At 74.5% G+C, this 22,547-nt stretch carries 20 protein-coding genes; 13 read left to right on the forward strand and 7 right to left on the reverse strand.

Going from position 1 to position 22,547, the window contains the following annotated elements; translation table 11 throughout:
* Positions 1-50 precede the first annotated feature (50 nt).
* The 4 genes from AC5R91_RS09825 (at position 51) to AC5R91_RS09840 (ending at position 4,273) form a co-directional block, all read left to right on the forward strand.
* Positions 51-638 carry a GNAT family N-acetyltransferase gene (locus AC5R91_RS09825; protein ID WP_495397931.1) on the forward strand — a complete coding sequence of 196 codons (588 nt, stop codon included), beginning with the start codon at positions 51-53 and terminating at the stop codon, positions 636-638.
* Between the two features lie 74 nt (positions 639-712).
* Complete coding sequence (cruF, locus tag AC5R91_RS09830; RefSeq protein WP_495396835.1) at positions 713-1,501, forward strand: bisanhydrobacterioruberin hydratase CruF; 789 nt, start codon at positions 713-715, stop codon at positions 1,499-1,501.
* On the forward strand, positions 1,498-2,673 hold the full coding sequence (locus AC5R91_RS09835) for a glycosyltransferase family 2 protein (RefSeq protein WP_495396836.1): 1,176 nt from the start codon (positions 1,498-1,500) through the stop codon (positions 2,671-2,673). The genes cruF and AC5R91_RS09835 overlap by 4 nt, the downstream gene beginning before the upstream one ends.
* Before the next feature lie 10 nt (positions 2,674-2,683).
* Positions 2,684-4,273, forward strand: coding sequence for a phytoene desaturase family protein (locus tag AC5R91_RS09840; RefSeq protein WP_495396837.1), 1,590 nt, complete (start codon positions 2,684-2,686; stop codon positions 4,271-4,273).
* Between the two features lie 28 nt (positions 4,274-4,301).
* Here the strand turns inward: AC5R91_RS09840 and AC5R91_RS09845 are convergent, their stop codons facing one another.
* Both AC5R91_RS09845 and AC5R91_RS09850 read right to left on the reverse strand, forming a co-directional pair.
* Complete coding sequence (locus tag AC5R91_RS09845; RefSeq protein ID WP_495396838.1) at positions 4,302-4,925, reverse strand: hypothetical protein; 624 nt, start codon at positions 4,923-4,925, stop codon at positions 4,302-4,304.
* Between the two features lie 505 nt (positions 4,926-5,430).
* Entirely contained in the window at positions 5,431-6,129 is a 699-nt protein-coding gene (locus tag AC5R91_RS09850; protein ID WP_495396839.1) for a CDP-alcohol phosphatidyltransferase family protein, read from the reverse strand.
* Between the two features lie 107 nt (positions 6,130-6,236).
* Here AC5R91_RS09850 and AC5R91_RS09855 point away from each other — a divergent pair, with 107 nt between their 5' ends.
* A complete protein-coding gene (locus AC5R91_RS09855; protein WP_495396840.1) occupies positions 6,237-6,485 on the forward strand; it encodes a hypothetical protein in 249 nt (82 codons plus the stop codon).
* An 18-nt stretch (positions 6,486-6,503) separates the two neighbouring features.
* Here the strand turns inward: AC5R91_RS09855 and metF are convergent, their stop codons facing one another.
* Together metF and AC5R91_RS09865 are read right to left on the reverse strand one after the other, a co-directional pair.
* Positions 6,504-7,400 (reverse strand): methylenetetrahydrofolate reductase [NAD(P)H], encoded by an 897-nt coding sequence (metF, locus tag AC5R91_RS09860; protein ID WP_495396841.1) that lies wholly within the window; start codon positions 7,398-7,400, stop codon positions 6,504-6,506.
* Between the two features lie 111 nt (positions 7,401-7,511).
* Positions 7,512-8,225, reverse strand: coding sequence for a DUF4097 family beta strand repeat-containing protein (locus AC5R91_RS09865; RefSeq protein WP_495396842.1), 714 nt, complete (start codon positions 8,223-8,225; stop codon positions 7,512-7,514).
* 2 nt (positions 8,226-8,227) lie between these two features.
* On the opposite strand from AC5R91_RS09865, the gene AC5R91_RS09870 reads away from it, so the two are divergent.
* The 5 genes from AC5R91_RS09870 (at position 8,228) to AC5R91_RS09890 (ending at position 14,186) form a co-directional block, all read left to right on the forward strand.
* On the forward strand, positions 8,228-9,352 hold the full coding sequence (locus AC5R91_RS09870) for a polyprenyl synthetase family protein (RefSeq protein ID WP_495396843.1): 1,125 nt from the start codon (positions 8,228-8,230) through the stop codon (positions 9,350-9,352).
* Positions 9,353-9,460: 108 nt separating this feature from the next.
* A complete protein-coding gene (gene crtI / locus AC5R91_RS09875) occupies positions 9,461-10,987 on the forward strand; it encodes a phytoene desaturase family protein (RefSeq protein WP_495396844.1) in 1,527 nt (508 codons plus the stop codon).
* 99 nt (positions 10,988-11,086) lie between these two features.
* Positions 11,087-12,202 (forward strand): AAA family ATPase, encoded by a 1,116-nt coding sequence (locus AC5R91_RS09880; RefSeq protein WP_495396845.1) that lies wholly within the window; start codon positions 11,087-11,089, stop codon positions 12,200-12,202.
* Positions 12,199-13,230 (forward strand): DUF58 domain-containing protein, encoded by a 1,032-nt coding sequence (locus AC5R91_RS09885; protein WP_495396846.1) that lies wholly within the window; start codon positions 12,199-12,201, stop codon positions 13,228-13,230. The genes AC5R91_RS09880 and AC5R91_RS09885 overlap by 4 nt, the downstream gene beginning before the upstream one ends.
* Positions 13,227-14,186 carry a VWA domain-containing protein gene (locus tag AC5R91_RS09890; RefSeq protein WP_495396847.1) on the forward strand — a complete coding sequence of 320 codons (960 nt, stop codon included), beginning with the start codon at positions 13,227-13,229 and terminating at the stop codon, positions 14,184-14,186. Before AC5R91_RS09885 ends, AC5R91_RS09890 begins: the two co-directional genes overlap by 4 nt.
* Positions 14,187-14,200: 14 nt before the next feature.
* Here AC5R91_RS09890 and AC5R91_RS09895 read toward each other — a convergent pair whose 3' ends face one another.
* Positions 14,201-15,235 (reverse strand): 13E12 repeat family protein, encoded by a 1,035-nt coding sequence (locus AC5R91_RS09895; protein WP_495396848.1) that lies wholly within the window; start codon positions 15,233-15,235, stop codon positions 14,201-14,203.
* A 406-nt stretch (positions 15,236-15,641) separates the two neighbouring features.
* Between AC5R91_RS09895 and AC5R91_RS09900 the strand changes: the two genes are divergently transcribed.
* Positions 15,642-16,640 carry a phytoene/squalene synthase family protein gene (locus AC5R91_RS09900; protein ID WP_495396849.1) on the forward strand — a complete coding sequence of 333 codons (999 nt, stop codon included), beginning with the start codon at positions 15,642-15,644 and terminating at the stop codon, positions 16,638-16,640.
* Here AC5R91_RS09900 and serS read toward each other — a convergent pair.
* Positions 16,613-17,875 (reverse strand): serine--tRNA ligase, encoded by a 1,263-nt coding sequence (gene serS, locus AC5R91_RS09905; RefSeq protein ID WP_495396850.1) that lies wholly within the window; start codon positions 17,873-17,875, stop codon positions 16,613-16,615. The genes AC5R91_RS09900 and serS overlap by 28 nt on opposite strands.
* A 245-nt stretch (positions 17,876-18,120) precedes the next feature.
* On the opposite strand from serS, the gene AC5R91_RS09910 reads away from it, so the two are divergent.
* Positions 18,121-18,969, forward strand: a complete 849-nt coding sequence (locus tag AC5R91_RS09910; protein ID WP_495396851.1) for a peptidylprolyl isomerase — start codon at positions 18,121-18,123, stop codon at positions 18,967-18,969.
* A 27-nt stretch (positions 18,970-18,996) separates the two neighbouring features.
* On the opposite strand, the gene AC5R91_RS09915 is transcribed toward AC5R91_RS09910, so the two are convergent.
* A complete protein-coding gene (locus AC5R91_RS09915) occupies positions 18,997-20,793 on the reverse strand; it encodes a DEAD/DEAH box helicase (protein WP_495396852.1) in 1,797 nt (598 codons plus the stop codon).
* A gap of 168 nt (positions 20,794-20,961) precedes the next feature.
* On the opposite strand from AC5R91_RS09915, the gene AC5R91_RS09920 reads away from it, so the two are divergent.
* Complete coding sequence (locus AC5R91_RS09920) at positions 20,962-22,470, forward strand: helix-turn-helix domain-containing protein (protein ID WP_495396853.1); 1,509 nt, start codon at positions 20,962-20,964, stop codon at positions 22,468-22,470.
* Positions 22,471-22,547 lie beyond the last annotated feature (77 nt).

Genomic DNA, 22,547 nt, shown 5'->3' on the forward strand with positions numbered 1-22,547 from the left:
CGCCGGTGACGGACGGGGACGTGAGCGTGGTCCGCTGGTCGCCCAGCCGCATGCGGGCCCGGCTCGACGATGTGATCGCCGTCTACAAAGCCGCGTTCCTCGATCACCACGAGGCCGACCCCGTCCGGGCCGCCCGGGACCGGACCCTGCACGCGCGTCGCCACTTCGACCGCCGCGACCTGCTCGCCGTCGCCGCCGTCACCCCCGACGACACCCTCGTCGGCATCACCTACGCGCTGCCCGGCCAGCCCGGCCAGTGGTGGCACGACGTCGTCGTGGACGCGCTCGCGGCGGCCTCGGCGGCCACGGCGGCGCACTGGCTCGACGACTGCCTCGAGATCGTCGAGCTGCACGTGCTGCCCTCCTACCAGGGCCGGTCGATCGGCCGTCAGCTTCTGCGGGAGCTGCTGCGGGACGTCCCGCAGCGGACCGCGGCGCTGTCCGCGCTCGAACCCGCCGGCAGCCGGGCGCGCCGGTTGTACGCCAGCGAGGGATTCGTCCCGCTGCTGTCGGACTTCCAGTTCCCCGGGACGCTCACCCCCTACGCGGTGCTCGGCAAGGAGCTGCGGGGTCCGTCGGCCGCGAGCCCCGACGGCGAGCTCGCCGGCAACACCGACCAGCCGGCACCCGTGCGGTGACCCTCCACGGCCCGGCGTCCACGGCGCTCGGGTCGACCCGGCCCGTCGGCCGGAGCATCCCGGGCGAACCGCCCGTGCGCCGAGCGTCGGTCTGGGGATGGATCCCCGCGCTGGCCACGGTGGCGGTGCAGATCCCCTATCCGCTCGTCGGTAGCACCGGGCGCAGCGCGTTGGCCGTCGCGTCGGTCCTGCTCTTCTTCGCCGCGTCGACGGCGCACGCCCTGGCCAGCCGCGGCCCGCTCTGGACCGCCGGCTTCCTCGCCGTGGCCGTGGGTGGGGGGCTCGCCGTGGAGACGGTCGGGGTCCACACCGGTGTCCCGTTCGGCCGCTATGACTACGCCGGCTCGCTCGGCCCCCGTCTGTGCGGCGTCGCCGTCGTGGTGCCGCTGGCCTGGGCGATGATGGCGTATCCCACCTACGTCCTGGTACGGCGGCACCGGTGCGCCCCGGTCCGCGCCGCCGTGCTCGGCGGCCTGGCGCTGGCCACCTGGGACCTGTTCCTCGACCCGCAGATGGTCACCGCCGGGCACTGGCGCTGGCTCGGCGGCGGTCCGGCGCTCAACGGGATCCCGCTGACGAACTTCCTCGGCTGGCTGCTGGTCGGCACCGTCATGACCGCGGCCCTGCTCGCGCTGCCCGACCCGACGCACCGTGCCCGCCGCGACCGCCGCGAGGAGCGCATCCCGCTGGCCCTGCTGGCCTGGACCTACCTGTCGTCGGTGCTGGCGAACCTCGTCTTCTTCGGCGAGCCCGGCGTCGCGGTCACCGGCGGCGTCGCGATGGGAGCGGTGCTGGCCGTGGCCCTCCGGCCCTGGCGCGCCGATCGCAGAGCGGACGATCCCGGGCGGTGGGGGTGGCGGTGACGGCGGTCCGGGCCGGGGTGGCGGTGCGGGCCCGGGCGGTGCGGGCAGCGGCGGTGCGGACAGCGGCGGTGGCATCCATGGGCATCGCGGTGCATGCGGTGGTGAACGCCCGGCTGCTGCGCGTGGCGCCGCCGGCCCGGCCGGTGCCGGAGCGGGTGTCCGTGATCCTGCCGGTCCGGGACGAGGCCGCCCACCTGGACGGCTGCCTGGCGGCCCTGCTGGCCGCGCGGGACGTGCCCGACCTGGAGATCGTCGTCTACGACGACGCCTCCACCGACGCGACCGGGCGGATCCTCGCCGGCTGGGCGCGGCGCGACGGGCGGATCGTCGCGCTGCGCGGCGCCGGCCCGCCGCCCGGCTGGCTGGGCAAGCCGCACGCCTGCGCCGGGGCTGCGGCCGCCGCGACCGGCACCGTGCTGGTCTTCGTCGACGCCGACGTGATCCTCGCCGCCGACGGGCTGGCCAGGGCCGTTCTGCTGCTGCGCGACAGCGGGCTGGACCTGGTCTCGCCGTATCCGCGTCAGGTCGCGGCGAGCCCGGCCGAGCGGCTCGTCCAGCCGCTGCTGACCTGGTCATGGCTGGCCCTGCTGCCGCTGCGCGCGGCCGAGCGGTCCCCGCGGCCGTCGCTGACCGCGGCCGGCGGCCAGTTCCTGTGCGTGGACGCGGTGGCGTACCGCCGGGCCGGGGGGCACGCCGGGGTCCGCGACCAGATCCTCGAGGACATCGCCCTGCTGCGGGCCGTGAAGCGCGCCGGGGGGCGCGGGGTGGTCGTCGACGGCACCCCTCTGGCGACCAACCGGATGTACGCCGGCTGGGCCGAGCTGCGCGACGGCTACGCCAAGTCGCTGGCCGCCGCCGGCGGTAACCCGGCGGCCAGCGCCGCGCAGGTCGGCCTGCTGTGGTGGCTGTTCGTCCTGCCGGCCGCCGCGGCGGCGTGCGGCTCCCGCGCCGGACTGGCCGGCTACCTCGCCGGGGTCGCCGGCCGGGTGGTCGCCGCCCGGCGCACCGGGGGGCGGAGCTGGCCGGACGCCGCCGCCCACCCGGTCTCGGTCGGTCTGCTGGGATACCTGACGGCGCTGTCGTGGTGGCGGCGGCGGCGCGGCACCGCGGCCTGGAAGGGCCGACCGGTCACGGCGCCCCCGCCGCGGCGCGGCCCGCGGGCCGGCTCGTAGAGTCGACGCCGTGGCCCGGGTGGTGGTGATCGGCGCCGGGGCGGGCGGGCTGGCCGCCGCGGCCCGCCTGGCCGCCGCCGGGCATGATGTCACCGTCTGCGAGCAGTCGTCGCGGATTGGCGGAAAGCTCGGCTGGTACGAGCGGGACGGCTACGGCTTCGACACCGGGCCGTCCCTGCTGACCATGCCCGCCGTGTTCGAGGACCTGTTCGCCGCGACCGGTGGGCCGCTGCGCGCCGAGCTGGACCTTCGCCGCCTCGACCCGATCGCCTCCTACCGGTTCGCCGACGGCACGACGCTGGCCGCGCACGCGGACGACGACGCCTTCGCCGCCGAGCTCGACGAACGCCTCGGCGGGGGCGCCGGCGACGACTGGCGGCACCTGGCCGACCGGGCCGCACGGGTCTTCGACGCCGCCGAGGAGCCGTTCCTGTGCAGCCCGGTGCGCGCCGCCGGGCTCGCCCGGCTGGCCTGGGCCTCGCCCGGGGACGTCGCGGCGGTCGCCCCCGGCCGCAGCCTGCGCGGCCTGGGCCACGGCTACCTGCGCGACCCGCGCCTGCGGATGGTGCTGGACCGCTACGCGACCTACTCCGGATCGGATCCCCGGCGCGCCCCGGCCGCCCTGGTCTCGGTGGTGCACGCCGAACGCCGCTTCGGCGGCTGGTATGTGCCGGGCGGGCTGCGCCGGCTGGGCGAGGCGATCGCGCGGCGCGCCGAGGACCGCGGGGCCCGGATCCTGCTCGACACCCGGGTGCTGAAGGTGACCCGCACGCCCGGCGGCCGGGTCGACGGGGTGCGACTCGCCGACGGCCTCCTGCTGCCCGCCGACGTCGTCGTCGCGAACGTCGACGCGGCATCGCTCTACGGCCGACAGGCGCACGGCCGGCAGGTGGGCGGCCGGCAGGTGGGCGGCCGGCAGGTGGGCGGCCGGCAGGTGGGCGGCCGGCAGGTGGACCGGGGGCTGGTGGACGACCGGGCCGGGCGGCGCCACGTCCGGCGGGCCACCCCGTCGATGTCCGGGTTCGTGCTGCTGTTGGCCCTGTCCAGCGGCACGCCGGGGCTGGGCCACCACACGGTCACCTTCCCGGCGGACTACGACGGCGAGTTCGACGCGGTGTTCGCCGGGCGCCTCGCCGACGACCCGGCGGTCTACATCGCCGCCCCGGCGGACCCGGCCTGCGCGCCGCCGGGCTGCGAGGCATGGTTCGTCCTCGTCAACGCCGCGCCGCACGCCGCAGCACACGCCCCGGCGGCGGGGCGGCCCGGCACGCGCGGGCTGGACTGGGACGAGCCCGGCCTGGCGGACGGGTATGCCCGGCACATCCTGGACATCCTCGCCGCCCGCGGGTTCGACGTGCGGTCCCGGCTGCGGTGGTACGAGACGATCACCCCGGCGGACCTGGAGCGGCGCACCGGCTCGGTGGGCGGCTCGATCTACGGCGGGTCGTCGAACGGAGCCCGGGCGGCGTTCCTGCGCCCGCCGAACGCCGCCCGGGTGCCGGGGCTGTTCCTCGTCGGCGGGTCCACCCACCCGGGCGGCGGCCTGCCGCTGGTCGTGCTGTCCGCCGGCATCGTCGCCGGGCTCGTCGGGCCGGCCTGACCGCCCCGACGAGCTCGGCGCCCGCGGCCTACAGCCCGGCGCGCACCAGCGTCACCGCGGTGACGCCGGAGACGTACCGGCCGCCCTTGGCGTCGCCGGGGGCGGTCAGGCGGGGCCCCTCCTTCGCCAGCGACACGCCGTCCTGGGTGACGGCGAGCAGTGCCTCGGTGCCGGCGAAGCCGGGGTCGATCTCGCCCCACGAGACGACCGACTCATAGCCGTCGCTGGCGTGGACGACCGCGGCGTAGCGCAGCGCGTCGTTCTTCACGTCGCTGCGGAACGCCGGCTTCGCCGCCTGCAGGACGTCATAGAGCAGGGGGCCGGTGTAGGTGTGGGTCTGCGGGCCCGCCCCGCTCTGGAAGGTCACCGTCTGGGTGTGCTGCGGGTACTTCGCGGCGAGGTCGGCGACGGTCAGCAGTTGCGGGTGCGCGATCCGACCGAGGAACAGCACCTGGCCCGGCGGCAGCGTGGGAACGGGATGCGGGATCGCCTTGGCCGGCGTCGCGGCCGGAGCGGCGGCCGGAGTAACGGCCGGGGTGGCGGCCTCGGCCCGCCAGGTCGGCAGCAGGCTGACGACGAGGATCGCGGCCAGGGCCAGAACGATCGCGACGACACGCGGACGGGACATTCTGCGGGCGAGGTACGACACCATTTCCCCGAATCTTTCGTGGGTACGGAGTTCGCCGGTCACGCGGCCGCGGCCCGCGGCCGATCGGCGACTGTGCGGATGGCCAGATCGTAGCGATGAATCCGCAGATCTTGGCAGAAAACGGAGAATCATCCGCGAATACGGATCATCTTGCCGCTTTCTCCACGCGTCCGCCTGTGGCGGCCCGGCCCTGGTCGGCCGCACGTGGGACGGCGACCACCACCGGAAGAGACGAAGGAGCAACCCGTGGTCAACCGCGACCGCCCAGATCTTCCGAACCCCGCCGGCCGGACGACAACCAAACCTGTCCGCATACTGAACAGATCTCCCGCATACGGTCCGCACCCACACGACCGCGGACTCAGGCGCCGTCCCAAGCAAGGTCCCAAGCAAGAAGGAATGGGCGGGGATCAGCACGGGCCGAGGACTCGCCCGCACGCGAGGCCCAGTTCCCCGGATCACCATTGATCGTCAGAGTCGGGACCGCTCCTGGGTTGGAATCACTCGGCTAGTCCCGGGGCGGTGGCGCGCCCAGCAGCGCGGCACGCAGCGTCACCAGGAGCTGGCCGAGGCCGACCGCGCACACCGCGAGCGTCGCGCCCGCCGCCACCGTCCCGGCGAAACGGGCCAGGTCAGGGACGATACCGGCCCCCGCCAGCCCGAACGCGGCGATGATGAGCCGGGTCGGCCGCTCGCCGAGCGTCACGACGCCGATCTCTCCGAAGCCGGCGTTGCCGGCTCGCGCCCGGGTGTACTCCAGCAGCCCCAGCGCGCACCCGGCGGCGACGAGCAGACCGCCCGGCGCCCCGACGTACCACAGAGCGACCAGGTACAGCGCGTCGCCGCAGCGGTCGGCGACCGAATCCAGCACGTAGCCCCAGGCACTCGCACGATCGGTCAGCACGGCCACGGCTCCGTCGAGGCTGTCGGCCACGCCCCCGAGAAGCATCGCCACCACCGCCAGCAACGGCCAGCGGCCCCCGGCAGCGGCGGCCGGCAGCGCGAGCACCGTGACCGCCACCCCCGCCGCGGTCACCGCCGACGGCGGCACCCGGCGGGCGGCCAGCGGGCTCGCGACCCGGTGGACCAACGTCAGCCAGGCGCGCACCAGCCACAGCCCACCCAGCGGGTCGTAGCCGCCGTGCAGGGCCGACCAGCGCGCGAGATAGGTGTCGCGGTCGGGTACCGGGGTGCGCACGCCGTCCATCGTGCCCGGGACGTAGAGTCGCGTGGACTTCCACCGCGGGCCACGGCCAGGTCGGCCGGTGGGAGCGGACGGGCGAGGCCAGGCCGGCCCCGCCGGGCGGGAGTGACGTGACTGAGCAGGTAAACGGCGTGGTGGAAAGCCTCGACGACCTCGACCCGCGGGTGGTCTTCGCCCCCCACCGCCATCAGGTGATCCTCGCGGTGCGGATCACCCCGGTCTTCAACACCCTCGACCTCGGCCTCGTGGCGGCGGTGATCGACACCGCCAACCAGGCGGGGTTCGCGCTGGTACGCGAGCAGACCTTCCGCGACGAATGGCTGCTGTGCGTCTTCGACGCCTACGACGACCTCGACTAGGGCGGCCAGGCCGCCCGCCTACCGGACCGCCTCGAAGATCTCCCGCGTGGCACTGGACCGGTTGAGGGTGATGAAGTGTAGGCCGGGCGCCCCGCCGTCGAGCAGACGGCGGGACAGGTCCGTCGCCACCTCGAGGCCGACCGCCCGCACCGCCGCCGGGTCGTCCGCGACCGCCTGCAGCCGGGCGGCCAGCGCGGGCGGGAAGGCGGCGCCGGACAACTGCGCCATTCGGACGATCTGCGCCACGTTCGTCACCGGCATGATCCCGGGAATGATCGGCTTGTCGCAGCCCAGCGCGCGGACCCGCTCGACCAGCCGGAAGTAGTCGTCGGCGCCGAAGAAGAACTGGGTGATGGCGTAGTCGGCCCCGGCGTCGAACTTGCCCACCAGGTACCGGGCGTCTGTGTCGAAGTCGGGCGAGCGGGGGTGCTTGTCCGGGAAGGCCGCCACCCCGACGCAGAAGTCCCCCACCGACTTCACCAGCCGCACGAGCTCGTCGGCGTGCGCCAGGCCCTGCGGGTGGGCGGTCCAGGTGCCCTGCGGGTCGCCGGGCGGGTCACCGCGCAGCGCGATCACGTTGCGCACGCCCGCGCCCGCATAGTTGCCGATCACCTGACGCAGCTCGGCGACGGAGTGGTTGACCGCGGTGAGATGGGCGATCGGCGTGAGGGTGGTGTCGGTGGCGATCCGCTCGGTCACCCGGATCGTGCCCTCGCGGGTCGAGCCGCCCGCGCCGTAGGTCACCGACACGAAGGAGGGGCGCAGCGCCTCGATCCGGCGTAGGGCGGTCCACAGGTGACGCTCGCCCTCTGGCGTGCGGGGAGGGAAGAACTCGAACGAGAACGAGGGACGCCCGGAGGCGAGGAACTCCCCCATCGTCGCCGGTTTCGCGCTCACACTCCGAACCGCCGTCATGCGACGAGAGTAGACCGGCGCGGACCACGGCCGGGGACGTACCCCCGGGCCGGAAACACGCGTGACCGCCACGCGACATCGACGGGCAGCATCAGGAACCGACGGGCAGCATCAGATCGGCAGCGGCCCCAGCGGGGCGGTCAGGCCGATGCGAACCCGGCCCGCGACGGTGCGGGCCACCACCCGCCGCGAGGCCCCCGGCATCGGCGGCAGCGCCACGTCGACCGCGCTGGGATCGCCCGTCTCGACCTCCACGGCGTACCCGCCGTCGGGGAGCATGACCGTCAGTAGACCCGACTCGGTGTGCGCATGGACGGCGTCCGGCGGCTGGTTGAAGTGCAGGTTGACGTCCCCGCCCCGGCTGCGGGCGGCGACCGGGCCGGCGCCGAGCTCGCGCCCGGCGATCGTGCCGTCACGGGTGACCAGCGACAGCTCCCCGCGCACGCCCCACAGGGTGATCTCGCCGGCGAGCACCTCGGCCCGCACCCGGGTGCCGGGTGGCACGGCCAGCCTGACCCGCACGTCGCTGCGCCGCCCGTCGACCCGCAACACCGACCCGGCGGTGGTCACCGCGGGCCTCGACCGGCCGGGCCGGCGCCGCACCGTGAGGTCGACGCGCACGTCAGAGCGATCACGTTCGGCGATCTCGACCCGGCCCGCGGCCACCATGACCTCGACGGCGTCTATACCGTCGACGGTGTGAACCAGCTCGGCGGGTGGCATCCGCAACAGGGACAGACCGCCCACCGCGGCGGCCAGCAGCACGACGGCGATCACCAGGATGGCGGTGTCGAACACGGGCACACCGCACGGTACCCCGGTCACCGATGACCGATGTCCGGCCGCGGGTCTCCGCCGTGCTGCGCCGATTCGCCGACGCCCGGGGGGCGGCGTTGCGCGACATCGACGCCGATCTCGACCCGTTCGTCCGGATCGCCGAGGACGTGCTGCTCAGCGGGGGCAAGCGGGTGCGGCCCGCGTTCTGCTACTGGGGCTGGCGGGGCGCCGGCGGGCCGGACTGCGACGAGATCGTGACGGCCGCCGCATCCCTGGAGGTGTTACACGCCTGCGCGCTGGTGCACGACGACGTGATGGACGGCTCGCAGCTGCGTCGCGGTGAGCCGAGCGCACAGCGCCGCCTGACCGGGGTGCACCGCCGGGCCCGGCTCGGCGGCGATCCGGACACCTTCGGCCGCTCGGCGGCGATCCTGCTCGGCGACCTGTTCCTGACCTGGGCGGACGATCTGCTGATGGCCAGCGGGCTGACTCCCGGCGCGCTGGCGCGGGCCTGGCCGACGTACGCGCGGATGCGCGGCGAGCTCGTCGCCGGCCAGTACCTCGACCTCGCCAGCCAGGTGGGCGCCGAGACCAGCCAGGTGGGCGCCGAGAGCGCCGAGACCAGCCAGGCAGCGGCCGAGCGGCCGAGCGCCGGGCCGCGGCGCGGCCTCGACCCGGCGCGGGTCGCGCGGATCGCCCGGTACAAGACCGCCGGCTACACGGTGGTCCGGCCGTTGCAGCTCGGCGCCCTGCTCGCCGGGACCCGCCCCGGCCTGCTGGAGACCTACGCGGCGTTCGGCCACCCGCTCGGTGAGGCGTTCCAGCTCCGCGACGACATCCTCGGGGTGTTCGGCGACCCGGCGGTGACCGGCAAGCCCGCCGGGGAGGATCTGCGCGACGGCCGGCCCAACGGGCTGCTGGCGCTGGCCCTGCGCCAGGCACGGCCCGCGGCGGCGGCCCGGCTGCGCGACCTCGTCGGTCGGTCGGCACGGCCCGGCGCGGTCGAGGAGGCGCGCGAGCTGATCGCCGCCAGCGGCGCGCCGGCCGCGGCCGAGGAGCTGATCGCCGCGCGTACCGCGCAGGCCCTGGCCGTCCTGGATCGCTCCGACCTCGATGACACCACCCGCGGCGCACTGGTGGAGCTCGCGACCGCCGCCACGGCGCGGGCACAGTGACCCGTACCACGGGGAGTAACGCGTCGACGGGGAATGACGCGCGTACGACGAGAGTGACGTGTACGACCGGGGAGATCGGCGAGAGCGGGGAGAGGGGGCGGGCGCCGGATGCGCACGGTGGAGGGCCCGACGGATCACGTCGTCATCGTCGGTGCGGGATTTGCGGGGTTGTCGGCCGCGCTGCGCCTGGCGGGAGCCGGGCGGCGGGTGACGGTGCTGGAGCGCGAGGCGGTGCCGGGCGGGCGGGCGGGGCTGCTCACCCTCGGCGGCTACCGGTTCGACACCGGCCCGACCGTGCTGACCATGCCCGAGCTGATCGCCGACGCGTTGGACTGCGTCGGCGAGGATCTCGACCGCTGGCTGACGCTGACCCGGCTCGACCCGATGTACCGGGGGTTCTTCGCCGACGGCTCGTCGCTGGACGTACGCGCCGACCCGGCCGATACCGCGGCGGAGATCCGGGCGCTGTGCGGGCCGGCGGAGGCCGCCGGCTTCGAGCGGTTCGTCGCCCTCGTCACAGCGATGTTCCGGGCCCAGGTGCGGCACTTCATCGACGCCCAGGTGGACTCGCCGCTGTCGCTGCTGCGCCCGCAGCTCGCCCGGCTCGCGGCGCTGGGCGGCTTCCGCCGGCTCGACGCGGTCGTCGGCCGCCACCTGCGCGACCCGCGGACCCGGCGGATGTTCTCCTTCCAGGCGATGTACGCCGGGCTCGCCCCGCACGACGCGCTCGCCCTCTACGCCGTCATCTCGTACATGGACTCCGTCGCCGGGGTGTACCACCCGACGGGCGGCATGCACGCCGTCGCCGAGGCGATGACCGCCGCGGCGGTCAAGCACGGAGTGACCGTGCGCTACGAGACGACGGTGAGCCGGGTGGAGGTGCGCGGCGGTCGGGCGGTGGCGGTGCACACCACCGACGGCGAGCGCATCGGCGCGGACGTGGTGGTCCTCAACCCGGACCTGCCGATCGCCTACGCCGAGCTGCTGCCGCCGGCGGCGGCGCCGGCCCGGCTGCGCCGGCTGCGCTACTCCCCGTCGTGCTTCCTGCTGCTGGCCGGCGCGCGGGTGGAGTACCCGCACGCGGCGCACCACACCATCCATTTCGGCCAGGCCTGGCGGCGGACCTTCACGGAGATCATCGACCGCGGCGAGCTGATGAGCGACCCGTCGTTCCTCGTCACCACACCGTCACGCAGCGAACCGGCGATGGCGCCGGCCGGCGGGCACGCCTACTACGTGCTGTTCCCGACGCCGAACCTCACCGCGCCGCTGGACTGGTCGGTGCTGCGCTCCCGCTACCGCGACGAGGTCGTCGCCACCTGCGAGCGGCGCGGCTACGCCGGATTCGGCGCCGCCATCGAGGTGGAGCGGGTGACCACCCCGGCCGACTGGCGGGCCCGCGGGATGGCGGCGGGCGCGCCGTTCGCCGCCGCCCACACCTTCCGCCAGACCGGCCCGTTCCGCCCGGCGAACATGGCGCCGGGGCTGGCGAACGTGGTGTTCGCCGGCAGCGGCACCCGGCCCGGCGTCGGCGTGCCGATGGTGCTCATCTCGGGACGGCTGGCGGCGGAGCGGATCCTCGGCGCCGATCGTGGTTACCGCTCGCGTGCGCTGCGCTCCGAGGCCCCGGCCTGAACCGAAAGTTCCTGAACAGGGGCTTAGAAGACGCTTGCAACGCAGCCGTGCCGAGTCCGTTGGCGCCCGATTCCGCGCCGGGGCTGGGAGAATACCGGCATGGACGATGGGCAGAGCCCGGCCGGCCTCGCCGCCCCGGACACCACCTCGGACGCGGCGCTGCTCGAGCGCGCCCTGTTCGAGATCAAAAAAGTGATCGTCGGGCAGGACCGGATGGTCGAGCGCATGCTCGTCGCGCTGCTCGCCCGTGGGCACTGCCTGCTCGAGGGCGTGCCCGGGGTGGCCAAGACGCTGGCGGTGCAGACCCTGGCCACCGTGGTCGGCGGCTCGTTCGTCCGCATCCAGTTCACCAACGACCTCGTGCCCTCGGACATCGTGGGCGCCCGCATCTACCGGGCCAGCCAGGAGACGTTCGACGTCGAGCTCGGGCCGGTCTTCGCCAACTTCGTGCTGGCCGACGAGATCAACCGCGCGCCCGCGAAGGTGCAGTCGGCGCTGCTGGAGGTCATGTCGGAGAAGCAGGTCTCCCTCGGCGGGGCCACCCATCGACTACCCCGGCCGTTCCTGGTGCTGGCCACCCAGAACCCGATCGAGTCCGAGGGCGTCTACCCGCTGCCCGAGGCCCAGCGCGACCGGTTCCTCATGAAGGTCAACGTGCCCTACCCCAGCCCCGCCGAGGAGCTGGAGATCGTCCGGCGGATGGGCGTGTCGCCGCCGGTCGCCGAGCGCGTCCTCGGCCCGACGGTGCTGGAGCGGCTGCAGGCGCGGGCCGACAACGTGTTCGTCCACCACGCCATCATCGAGTTCGCGGTGCGGCTGGTGCTCGCCACCCGGGCGCCGGCCGAGGCCGGGCTGCCCGAACTGGCCGGCCACCTCGCCTACGGCGCCTCGCCGCGCGCCTCCCTCGGCCTGGTCGCCGCCGCCAGGGCGCTCGGCCTGCTGCGCGGGCGCGACTACGTGGTGCCGGACGACGTGGTCGCCGTCGCCCTGGACGTGCTGCCGCACCGGCTGGTGCTGTCCTACGAGGCGCTGGCCGAGGGGCTGACCGCGGACGCGATCGCCGCCCGCATCCTGGAGACCGTCCAGCCGCCGCAGGTGGCGCCGCGCCAGCAGCCCCCCTACGCCACCGGGCCCGTCGGGCCGAACACCGGCGGCTGGGGCACCAACCCGCGCTCGGGCTTCCCGGAATACCTCGACCGGGGCCCGCTGTCATGACGCCGGACGCGGGCCGACCCGGCCCGGGCACCGACCCGGCGGTGGAGCGGACGCTGCGGCGCCTGGAGCTCACCGTGCTGCGCCGCCTCGACGGGATGCTGCTCGGCGACCATCTGGGGCTGCTGCCCGGCCAGGGCAGCGAGAAGGCGGAGAGCCGCGAGTACTCCGTCGGCGACGACGTGCGCCGGATGGACTGGGCGGTCACCGCCCGCACCACCGTCCCCCACGTCCACGACCTCATCGCCGACCGGGAGCTGGAGACCTGGGCCCTGGTCGACCTCAGCGCCAGCAGCGAGTTCGGCACCGGCGCGTGGGAGAAGCGGGATCTCGCGGTCGCCGCCACCGCCGCGGTCGGTTTCCTCACCGCCCGCACCGGCAACCGGATGGGCGCGGTGGCGCTCACCCAGGCCGGCACGCGGCTCATCCCGGCCCGGCCGGGTCGCGACGGCCTGCGGGCGCTGCTGCGCAGCCTGCTCACGCTGCCCCGCACCGCGCACGACCGGCCGCGCCGCCGGCCCGACCCGGCCGCCGCCACCGACCTCGCCGCCGCCGTGCAGGGCCTGCTGCGCCCGCCACGCCGGCGCGGCCTCGCCGTCGTCATCTCCGACTTCCAGTCCACCGACCTCGGCTGGGAACGCCCGCTGCGCGTGGTCGCCGCCCGCCACCAGGTGCTCGCGATCGAGATCGTCGACCCGCTGGAGCTCGCCCTGCCCGCCGTCGGCCTGCTGCCCGTCGTCGACGCCGAGACCGGGGCGATGCTGGAGGTGCCCACCTCGTCGCGGAAGTTCCGGGAACGGTATGCCGCGGCCGCCGCCGCGCACCGCCGAGAGGTGTCACTCGTCCTGCGCCGCGTCGGCGCCGACCACCTCGTCCTGCGCACCGACTCGGACTGGCTCGTCGACATCGTCCGCTTCGCCTCCGCGAACCGGCGCGGCCGCGGCGCCGGGCGGCGCGCGCCGGTCGGTCGCGCCGGCCCGGCGGCGGGCGGCGGCCCGGCGGCCCGACCCGCCCGGGCGGGTACCCGGTGAGCTTCCTCGCCGGCCACTGGCTGTGGCTGTACCTGCTCGTCGCCGCGCTGCTCGTCGCCTACATCGTCGTCTCCGCGCGGCGGCGGGTGTACGCGGCCCGCCTGTCGTCCACCTCGGTGCTGGCCTCGGTGCTGCCGCGGCGCCCGCAGTGGTGGCGCCGCCACGTCCCGGCCGCGCTGCTGCTGCTCACCCTCGCCGGCCTGGTGTTCTCGCTGGCCCGGCCGGCCCGCGCCGAGCGGGTTCCGCGGGAACGCGCGACGATCATCCTGGCCATCGACGTGTCGAACTCGATGGCCGCCACCGACATCGCCCCGAACCGGTTGGAGGCGGCCAAGCAGGGCGCCGAGGCGTTCGTCGACCAACTCCCGCCGCGCATCAACCTGGGCCTGGTCTCCTTCGCCGGCAGCGCGACGGTGCTCGTGCCCGCCTCCACGGACCGCGAGTCGGTCCGCGCCGGCATCCGCGGCCTGCAGCTCGGCCCGGCGACGGCCATCGGCGAGGGGATCTTCGCCTCGCTGCAGGCCATCAGCACCGCCGGCAAGCGGTTCTCCGACGCCGGGCAGAGCCCGCCACCCGCGGCCATCGTCCTGCTCTCCGACGGCGAGACCACCCGCGGCCGGCCGAACACGCAGGCCACCGACGCCGCCCGGCAGGCGCACATCCCCGTCGACACCATCGCCTACGGCACCAGCGACGGCACGCTCGACGTCGGCGGTCAGGAGGTGCCCGTCCCGGTCAACGAGCAGGCCCTCAACGAGATCGCCGACCAGACCGAGGGCTCCTACCACCGGGCCGCCACCGGCGACGAGCTGCGCTCGGTCTACAAGGGCCTGGGCAGCTCCATCGGCTACCGCACCGAATACCGCGAGATCACCACCTGGTTCCTGGGCCTGTCCCTCGCGCTGGGCTTCGTCGCCGCGGCGAGCTCGCTCGCCTTCGCCTCCCGCCTGCCATAAACCATCTACACCGGCTACTTCCTTCTTCCTCGTCGGCGGAGGCGTCCTCCGTCGCGGGTGTGGATCGCGGTGGGGTCGATGTGGCGAGTCGCGCGGGCGAGGGCCCCTGCCGGTTGCGGTCCGGGCAGGACCGGTGGTGCTGTGACGAGGACGCGGCCGTCGACGGTCCGCGCGGTGACGGTCCCGTCCGCATCGCGACCGAGGCTGATGTCGTCGTCGTGCACCGCCCGATGATGGGTCGAACAGAGCAGCCCCGGGGCGGGCCGGTCGAGGAACCCGTCGGCCAACGCGACCAGTGCGTCGGCGTCACGCCGGCGATCCCGCGCCGCCACGACCCTCTCCCCATCCGCGGGCAGCCCACCCACCTCGCCCCCCGGGCCGCCGTCTGCCGGGGGATGGTCGCCGGCCAGAGGGGTGGTGTCCTCAAGACTGGCACGGGCGGCGTCCAACGCCGCGATCAGCCGGGCGCCCTCGTCCGGGGACAGGACCGCGCGCAGACACAGCATGCCGTCGCCGTCGAACGTCCACCCCACCCGCCGGACGGCCCGCCGAACCTTCGGATCACCGTTGGCCTGCCGGTAGGAACGGACGAGCCGTTCCACCTGACCGGCCGAGCAGCGTCGGGCACGGGCCAGCCACAGCTCCTCGGTCGCGGGCTCGGCAACCCGGGTCACCGCCCGCACCTTCGCATACGACACCGTGCCCGCCGCGAACGCCGCCCGCAGGACCGGAAGACCCTCCAACGCCCGCGCCGTCGCCACCTGCTCCCGCGCCGTGCGCAGGCCGACACCGCACCGCCAGGCCAGCCAGTGCGCACACGACCCCATCCCCATCCCCGACCAGCCACCCCGACGGTCGAACGCCGCCACCGCCAACAGCCAGCCACAGCTCGCCGCGGCAAGCCGCCCCGCCCACCGGCAGATCGCCTCCTCCACCTCCCCCAACGACACGGCCTCCACATCCACCCCGATCAGCGCGGACGCATCCGACGACGCCGACGAGGCAGAGGGAACAGGCGAAGGGAGAGGAGACGTGGACGCTGTACTCATCAGGATCACCGGGCCAGAGATGGTCGTCGACCAACGGACACGACGATCGTCCCACCCACCACCGACAAAAACCCAACACAAGATCAACCAGGTGGGGCGGGGCGGGGCAGGGCAGGTCCGATCATCCTCCCGGAACCGGAAGCCCCACCCGGCGGCGCAGCCGGAACCCCACCCGAACCCGAACCCGAACCCAGAAGATGATCATGGTGTTCCGCGGAACAGTGCCACGCGCCACCGTGCGGACCCAAGCCCTGGCCCGGACCCGCACCCGCAGGTGTTCCGCGGAACAGCCGCGACCCGACTCCGACAGTCGATCGTGATGTTCGGAGATCCAGGACCAGGGGCCCAACCCGATCCTGGATGCGACGCCGACAGGGCCTTCCTCAGTACCGCTAGGCTGAGCGACGTGGGGGAGCTCGACGCGGCCGGGATCACCGATCCCCGGTTGCGCGCGTCCTACGCGCGGGCCCGCACCCTCAACGCCGCCCACGGGCGCACGTACTATCTGGCGACCCTGCTGCTGCCGCCGTGGAAACGGGCGCACGTGCACGCCCTGTACGGCTTCGCCCGTCATGCCGACGACATCGTCGACGACCTCGACTCGGCGCTGAGCGGCGACGAGCGGGCCGTCCGGCTGCAGGCCTGGGGTGGCCGGTTCCTCGCCGCGCTGCGCGACGGCGTGCCCGCCCATGCCGTCGACGCCCAGATCGCGGGTGGGCTCGGTGGCCGGGGTGGGGCGGCGGGTGAGGTGTCGGTGCTGCCGGCGGTCGTCGACACGATCCGTCGCTTCGCGCTCGACCCCGGCCACTTCGCCGCGTTCCTGTCCTCGATGGCGATGGACCTGACCGTCACCGGGTACGCGACGTGGGAGGACCTGCTGGTCTACATGCACGGCTCGGCCGCGGTCATCGGCCTGCAGATGGTGCCGCTGCTCGAACCGATCGACGACAGCGCGCTGCCCTACGCGCGCGACCTCGGCCTCGCCTTCCAGCACGCCAACTTCATCCGTGACGTCGGGGAGGACCTGCGCCGCGGGCGGGTGTATCTGCCGCAGACGTCGCTGGCGCTGTTCGGCGTCACCCGGGAGCACCTGGCCGCCGGGGTCGTCGACGGGCCGGTTCGCCGGCTACTGGCGTTCGAGATCAGCCGGGCCCGGGAGTTGTTCCGCGCGGCCCAGCCCGGCATCCGGCTGCTGCACCCCACCTCGCGGGACTGTATGCGCACCGCGTTCGTGCTCTACCGGGAGATCCTCGACGAGGTGGAGCGGGCCGACTACCGGGTGCTGGAACGCCGGGTGGCCGTCGGGCTGCCGCGACGCCTCGCGGTGGCCGGGCCGGCCCTGGTCCGGGCCGCGCGGGCGCGCCGCCGCGGCGGCGCTCAGATCAGCTCGCGGCCGCCCAGGTAGGGCCGCAGCACCTCGGGGACGCGCACCGCGCCGTCCGCGGTCTGGAAGTTCTCCAGCAGTGCCGCCAGCAGTCGGGGGGTGGCCACCGCGGTGTTGTTCAGCGTGTGGGCGAAACGGATCGTGCCGTCGGCGTCGCGGTAGCGCAGGTTCGCCCGGCGGGCCTGCCAGTCGTGCAGCGTGGAGCAGCTGTGCGTCTCCCGGAAGCGGCCCAGGGACGGGAACCAGGTGTTGATGTCGTTCATCCGGAACTTGCCGACGCCCATGTCCCCGGTGGCGCACTCGACGACCTCGTAGCACAGCCCGAGGTCGGACAGGATGCGCTCGGCGGTGGCGAGCAGCTCGGCGTGCCAGCGCGCCGACTCGGCCTCGTCGGCGGCGCAGAGCACGAACTGCTCGACCTTCTCGAACTGGTGCACCCGCAGCAGGCCGCGGACGTCCCGGCTGGCGCTGCCGATCTCCCGGCGGAAGCACGGCGAGATCCCGGCGTAGCGGATCGGCAGCCGGGCGGCGTCGAGGATCTCCCCCGCATGCAGGCCCACGAGGGCCACCTCGGCCGTTCCGGCCAGGTACAGATCATCCTCGGGGATCGCGTAGATCTCCTCCCGGGCCTTCGGCAGCATCCCCGTGCCGATCAGCGGCTCCTCGCGGACGAGCGCGGGGACCGCCACCGGGGTGAACTCCCGGCCGCGCAGCAGGTCCAGCGCGTAGGAGTGCACCGCCCGCTCCAGCATCACCATGTCGCCGACGAGGGCGTACGCCCGCTCGCCGGCGACCTTGCGGGCGCGGGCGAACTCGGCCCAGCCGCGCTTCTCGGCGAGCTCGGTGTGGTCGAGCGGGGTGAAGTCGAACTCCGGGGGCGTGCCGACGGTGCGCAGCACCACGTTGGCCGCCTCGTCCGGGCCTACCGGCGCCCCCGACCAGGGGATGTTCGGCGTCAGCAGCATCAGCTCGGACAGCCGCGCGCCCGTGCGGGCGAGCTGCTCGCGCAGGTCCCTGAGCTGGCGGTCGAACGCCTCGTGCTCGAGCCTCAGCTCGGCCCGGCGGGCCTCGTCGGCCTTGGCGAACTGCTTGGCGAAGCTCTTGCGCCGGGCCTGCGCCTCGTCCACCTCGAACTGCAGCTTGCGATTGTCCTGGTCGAGCTGGAGCAGTTCGTCGACGTCCAGGTCGATACCCTTGACCGCGACCGCGTCCTTCACGGCCTGCGGATTATCCCGGATAAAACGCTTATCGAGCATGAAATCGCGTCAGCCCCTGATCGGTACCGCACCTCACCTTGCGGCAACGCTACCAGCCACCGCCGACGCTTCCGGCGCACAGCGGGCGCACAGGCGGCTTCGGCATGCTCGCCACAGGTACGCTGCCCAGCCGGGCGCCGCCGAGCGGTTACGGTGCACAGACCACATGTGTCCGCCGCCGCGGGACGGACGGGACGCATCAGCGAAGAACCTGCCAGGTTCGGGATGTGAGGAGGCCGGCGACGGTGGCCAGTTCCAAGGAGCGACGGCAGCGCGAGCTCGCCGAGGCCCGCGCGGCCCGGCAGACGCAGCGGCGGCGGGTCGCCCACCGCCGCCGCCAACAGCGGCTCGCGATCGTGGCCGGCTTCGTGACGATCGTGGTCGCGGCGTCGGCGATCGCCGCGATCCTGCTCACCGGCAAGGATGACAAGTCCGACGTCACCGCCGCCGACGCGGCCAGCACCGCGACCCCCAGCGCCGCCGCGGCGGCCACCAGCAAGGTCGGCGCCTGCACGTACACCGCCAACGGGGAGACCCCCGCCCGCGGCGCCACCCTGCCGAAGCCGGCCGCCACCGTCGACGCCTCCCCGGCCACCATGACCATCACCACCGACGCCGGGACGATGACGGCGAGCCTGGACGCGCAGAAGGCGCCGTGCACCGTCCACGCCCTGCGCACCCTCGCCGACTCCAAGTACTACGACAACACGCTCTGCCACCGGCAGACCGGCGGCGCCGAGGCGGGCATCTCCGTGCTGCAGTGCGGCGACCCGACGGGCACCGGCAGCGGCAGCCCCGGCTACGGATACGCCAACGAGAACACCGAGGGCGTCGCCTACGACCGCGGGGTGCTCGCGATGGCGCACAGCTCCGCGCCGAACAGCAACGGCAGCCAGTTCTTCATCAACTACGCCAACCCGACGCAGGAGGGGGCGGCGGCGTTGGCCGGCGGCTACACCGTCTTCGGAAAGATCACTACGGGACTGGACGTCCTCGACAAGCTCACCAAGCCCGGCGTGCAGGGGGGCGGCTCCGACGGCGCCCCGGCCAGCAAGGCGAAGATCCTCTCGATCACCATCTCGCAGGGCGGCTGACGCAACGGCTGGGCCGGCCGGCAGCCGTCAGCCGGCCCAGCGGCGGATCGTGTCGATGCGGGCCTGCAACTGCGCGGCGCTGGCCTGCCCGCTCGGCGGGCCGCCACAGGCCCGGCGCAGCTCGGCGTGGATCATCCCGTGCGGCTTGCCGGTGCGGTGGAAGTGCGCCCCGACCAGCCGGTTGAGCTCCTTGCGTAGCTCGGCGATGACCTCGTGGACCGGGCGGGTCGTCGACTGCGCGCCGTCGCGGGCCGCGGGCACCTCGGGCTGCTCGCCCACGCGGGCGGCGGCGCCGCGCCGCGCGGCCGCCTGCTGGGCGGCCTGTTGCGCGGCCTCCCGCTGGCGCAGCAGAGTCGCGACCTGGTCCGGCTCCAGCAGACCCGGCAGGCCGAGGAAGTCCTCCTCCTCCACCGAGCCGGGCGCCGCGGGGGTGCCGAACTCGCCGCCATCGAAGATCACCCGATCGAGATGGGCCGAGGAGCCCAGCGCCGTGAACAGCGTGTCCGGCTGGTCGGGGGCGTCCTTGCGCCGGTTCGCGTCGCGCAGCGCCTCGTCGTCGAAGGCGTCCGGGTCGCGCGGCTGCTTCTCCAGCGCGTGGTCGCGCTGGACCTCCATCTCCCCGGCGAGGGCGAGCAGGGTGGGCACACTCGGCAGGAACACCGAGGCGGTCTCGCCCCGACCCCGACCCCGGACGAAGCGGCCGACGGCCTGGGCGAAGAACAGCGGCGTCGAGGCCGAGGTCGCGTAGACCCCGACGGCGAGGCGGGGCACGTCGACGCCCTCGCTCACCATCCGCACGGCCACCATCCACCGGTCCGCGGACTGCCGGAAGTTGGCGATCTTCGCCGACGCGGTCGGGTCGTCGGACAGGATGAGCACCGGCGACGTGCCGGTGATCCGGGCGAGCAGCCCGGCGTACGCCCTCGCGGCGGCGTGGTCGGTGGCGATGACCAGCCCGGCCGCGTCGGGCATGCCGCCGGCGCGCACCTGCGACAGCCTGGTGTCCGCCGAGGCGAGCACGGCCGGCATCCAGTCCCCGCCCGGGTCCAGGGCGGTGCGCCAGGCGGCGGCGGTCTGCTCGCCGGTCAGCGGTTCGCCGAGGCGGGCCGACAGCTCGGCGCCGGCGCTGGTCCGCCAGGACATCTCGCCGGAGTAGGCGAGGAAGAGCACCGGGCGCACGACGCCGTCGCGCAGGGCCTCGGCGTAACCGTAGGAGGAGTCGGCGATGCTGCGCAGCACGCCGTCCGGTCCCGGCAGGTAGGTGACGAACGGGATCGGGTTGACGTCGGAGCGGAACGGCGTCCCGGTCAGGGCGAGGCGCCGCGCCGCGGGGGTGAACGCCTCCCGGGTCGCCTCGCCCCAGGACAGCGCGTCGCCCGCGTGGTGGATCTCGTCGAGGATGACCAGGGTGCGCCGGGCGGCGGTCCGCGCCCGGTGCAGCGCCGGGTGGGCCGCGACCTGGGCGTAGGTCACCGCGACGCCGGTGTAGTCGGACGACGTCGCACCGGCGGAGTTGCGGAAGTCCGGGTCGAGGTCCACCCCGACCTCGGCGGCGGCGACCGCCCACTGCCGCTTGAGATGCTCGGTGGGCGCGACGACCGTGATCCGGCTGATCTCGCCGCTGTCCAGCAGGTCGCCTGCGACCTGCAGGGCGAAGGTGGTCTTGCCGGCGCCCGGCGTCGCCACCGCAAGGAAGTCCCGGCCCCCGGACGACGAGCGGGACCGGTAGATGTCGAGGGCCGCCCGCTGCCACGCGCGCAGCGGACGGGTCGGGGCACCGGATCCGGGCGGTCGAGGACGTCGGTCGAGGGGTCCGGCTCTCACGCCCTCACTCTAGAAGGCGGCGCCCGTCAGCGGCACGCAGGCCACCCGCGCGCCGGGAAGACCACATTTTTGCCCTAGCTGGTCTCCAAGGGACCACAGTGACTATGACCGTCTTATCTCACAGAGGGTTAAGCTCCAGGAGTCAACCGATTGACTTCGGAGGCCCCGATGCAGCTCACGACCGGTCCCTCGGCAGCTTCCCGGGCACCTGCAGCCTCCGGACCATCACCTGACGTGTCGAAGTCCAACCGTGTCCCCGCGACCCGCACCCCGAACGCCAGGCTACGGCTGAGCCGGGAGGAGCGGGGCTGGTCGCAGGAACGCCTCGCCACCGAGATCCGGCGCTTCTCCGTCATCCACGAGGGCCGCGAGGCCGGGGTGACCGGAAACATGATCTGTAAGTGGGAGAAGGGCGACAAGAAACCGAGCCTGCGTTATCAGCGGCTGCTGCGGGCTCTATTCGGCCGGTCCTCGGTGGAACTGGGTTTCGTCGACGACGAGACGCTTCCCTCCGCTGTCGGAGCAATGCGATCCGGAATGGGTCGGGGTATCGCCCCGGCCGCGCCCGGCGGTCCGCAGCAGGCTGGCCGCGAGGTGGTACCCGGCGGCACGTTGGTCCTGCAGGCGGACGCCGAAGTGATCGACCCGAATGGCATTCCCGTGGAACGGCGGGACTTTCTGCGGCTCTTCGCCGCGGCGGGCGGCGTCGCGGTGGTGCCGATCGCCGCGGCCTCGGACACCCCGCCCTGGGAGCGGCTGTCGGCGGCGCTGCGGCGCCGGGCGAGCGTCACCCCGGAGCTCGCCGAGGAGCTGGGGCAGCGCACCGCGGGCCTGTACGGCCTGGAGGAGCGCGTTCCCGCCCGGGTCCTCATGCAACGTGTCACCGAGCACCTGGGACGGCTCACCCAGCTTCTGGAGTCGACGCCCCGCACGCCGGTGCGCCGCGACCTCACCTCCACCGCCGGCGAGACCGCGGCGCTGGCCGGCTGGCTGGCCTTCGACATGAACGACCTGCCCGCCGCGGTGGCGTACTACCGGGTGGCCATCGAGGCCGCCCGCGAGGCCGACGACAACGCGCTGTGGGCGTGCGTGCTCGGCTACGAGAGCTATCAGACCGCCAGCCAGGGCCGCCACGACCAGGCGTGCGTGCTGCTCGGCGAGGCCCAGCGACGGGCGGCGACGGGCAGCACCGTCATGACCCGGGCGTGGCTGGCCGCCCGCGAGGCCGAGGAGCAGGCGGCGCGGGGCGAGGGCCGGGCGGCGCTGGCCGCACTCGACCGCGCGCAGGAGGCCTTCGAGCGAGGCGAAAGCGACGGCGACCGGGTCTGGACCCAGTTCTTCGACCGGGGCCGGCTGGACGGACTCAAGGTCACCACCTACACCCGGCTGCGCCGTCCGGCGGCGGCCTACGCGGCGGCCACCGAGGCCCTGCGGGCCACGGCGCCGGGTGCCACGAAGAAGCGGTCGCTGCTGATGAGCGACATCGCCGAGGTCCACATCCAGCGTCGGGAGATCGAGGCGGCCTGCCACTTCGCGGCCGAGGCGCTGTCGATCGTGGCCCAGACGGACTTCTCCCTGGGCCTGGCCCGCGTCCGGCGGACCCGCGAGCACCTGCGGCCCTGGCAGCACACCCAGGCCGTGCGGGACCTCGACGACCAGCTACGGGCGCTGGTCTGAGCGGGATCTCCCCGGGCACGACGCCGCCGGCATGACGTCCGGTCGCCGCCCCGGCCCCGCCAGAGTCGGGGCGGCGA

This window comes from Frankia sp. BMG5.60 (assembly GCF_059428125.1).

What these genes read in the sequence shown, in the direction of transcription:
- AC5R91_RS09825 (WP_495397931.1), top strand. Translation starts at nt 51, where the DNA reads ATGCGGGCCCGGCTCGACGATGTGATCGCCGTCTACAAAGCCGCGTTC.
- AC5R91_RS09845 (WP_495396838.1), bottom strand. Translation starts at nt 4,925, where the DNA reads ATGGTGTCGTACCTCGCCCGCAGAATGTCCCGTCCGCGTGTCGTCGCG.
- AC5R91_RS09850 (WP_495396839.1), bottom strand. Translation starts at nt 6,129, where the DNA reads ATGGACGGCGTGCGCACCCCGGTACCCGACCGCGACACCTATCTCGCG.
- metF (WP_495396841.1), bottom strand. Translation starts at nt 7,400, where the DNA reads ATGACGGCGGTTCGGAGTGTGAGCGCGAAACCGGCGACGATGGGGGAG.
- AC5R91_RS09870 (WP_495396843.1), top strand. Translation starts at nt 8,228, where the DNA reads ATGACCGATGTCCGGCCGCGGGTCTCCGCCGTGCTGCGCCGATTCGCC.
- crtI (WP_495396844.1), top strand. Translation starts at nt 9,461, where the DNA reads ATGCGCACGGTGGAGGGCCCGACGGATCACGTCGTCATCGTCGGTGCG.
- AC5R91_RS09880 (WP_495396845.1), top strand. Translation starts at nt 11,087, where the DNA reads ATGGACGATGGGCAGAGCCCGGCCGGCCTCGCCGCCCCGGACACCACC.
- AC5R91_RS09885 (WP_495396846.1), top strand. Translation starts at nt 12,199, where the DNA reads ATGACGCCGGACGCGGGCCGACCCGGCCCGGGCACCGACCCGGCGGTG.
- AC5R91_RS09895 (WP_495396848.1), bottom strand. Translation starts at nt 15,235, where the DNA reads ATGAGTACAGCGTCCACGTCTCCTCTCCCTTCGCCTGTTCCCTCTGCC.
- serS (WP_495396850.1), bottom strand. Translation starts at nt 17,875, where the DNA reads ATGCTCGATAAGCGTTTTATCCGGGATAATCCGCAGGCCGTGAAGGAC.
- AC5R91_RS09920 (WP_495396853.1), top strand. Translation starts at nt 20,962, where the DNA reads ATGCAGCTCACGACCGGTCCCTCGGCAGCTTCCCGGGCACCTGCAGCC.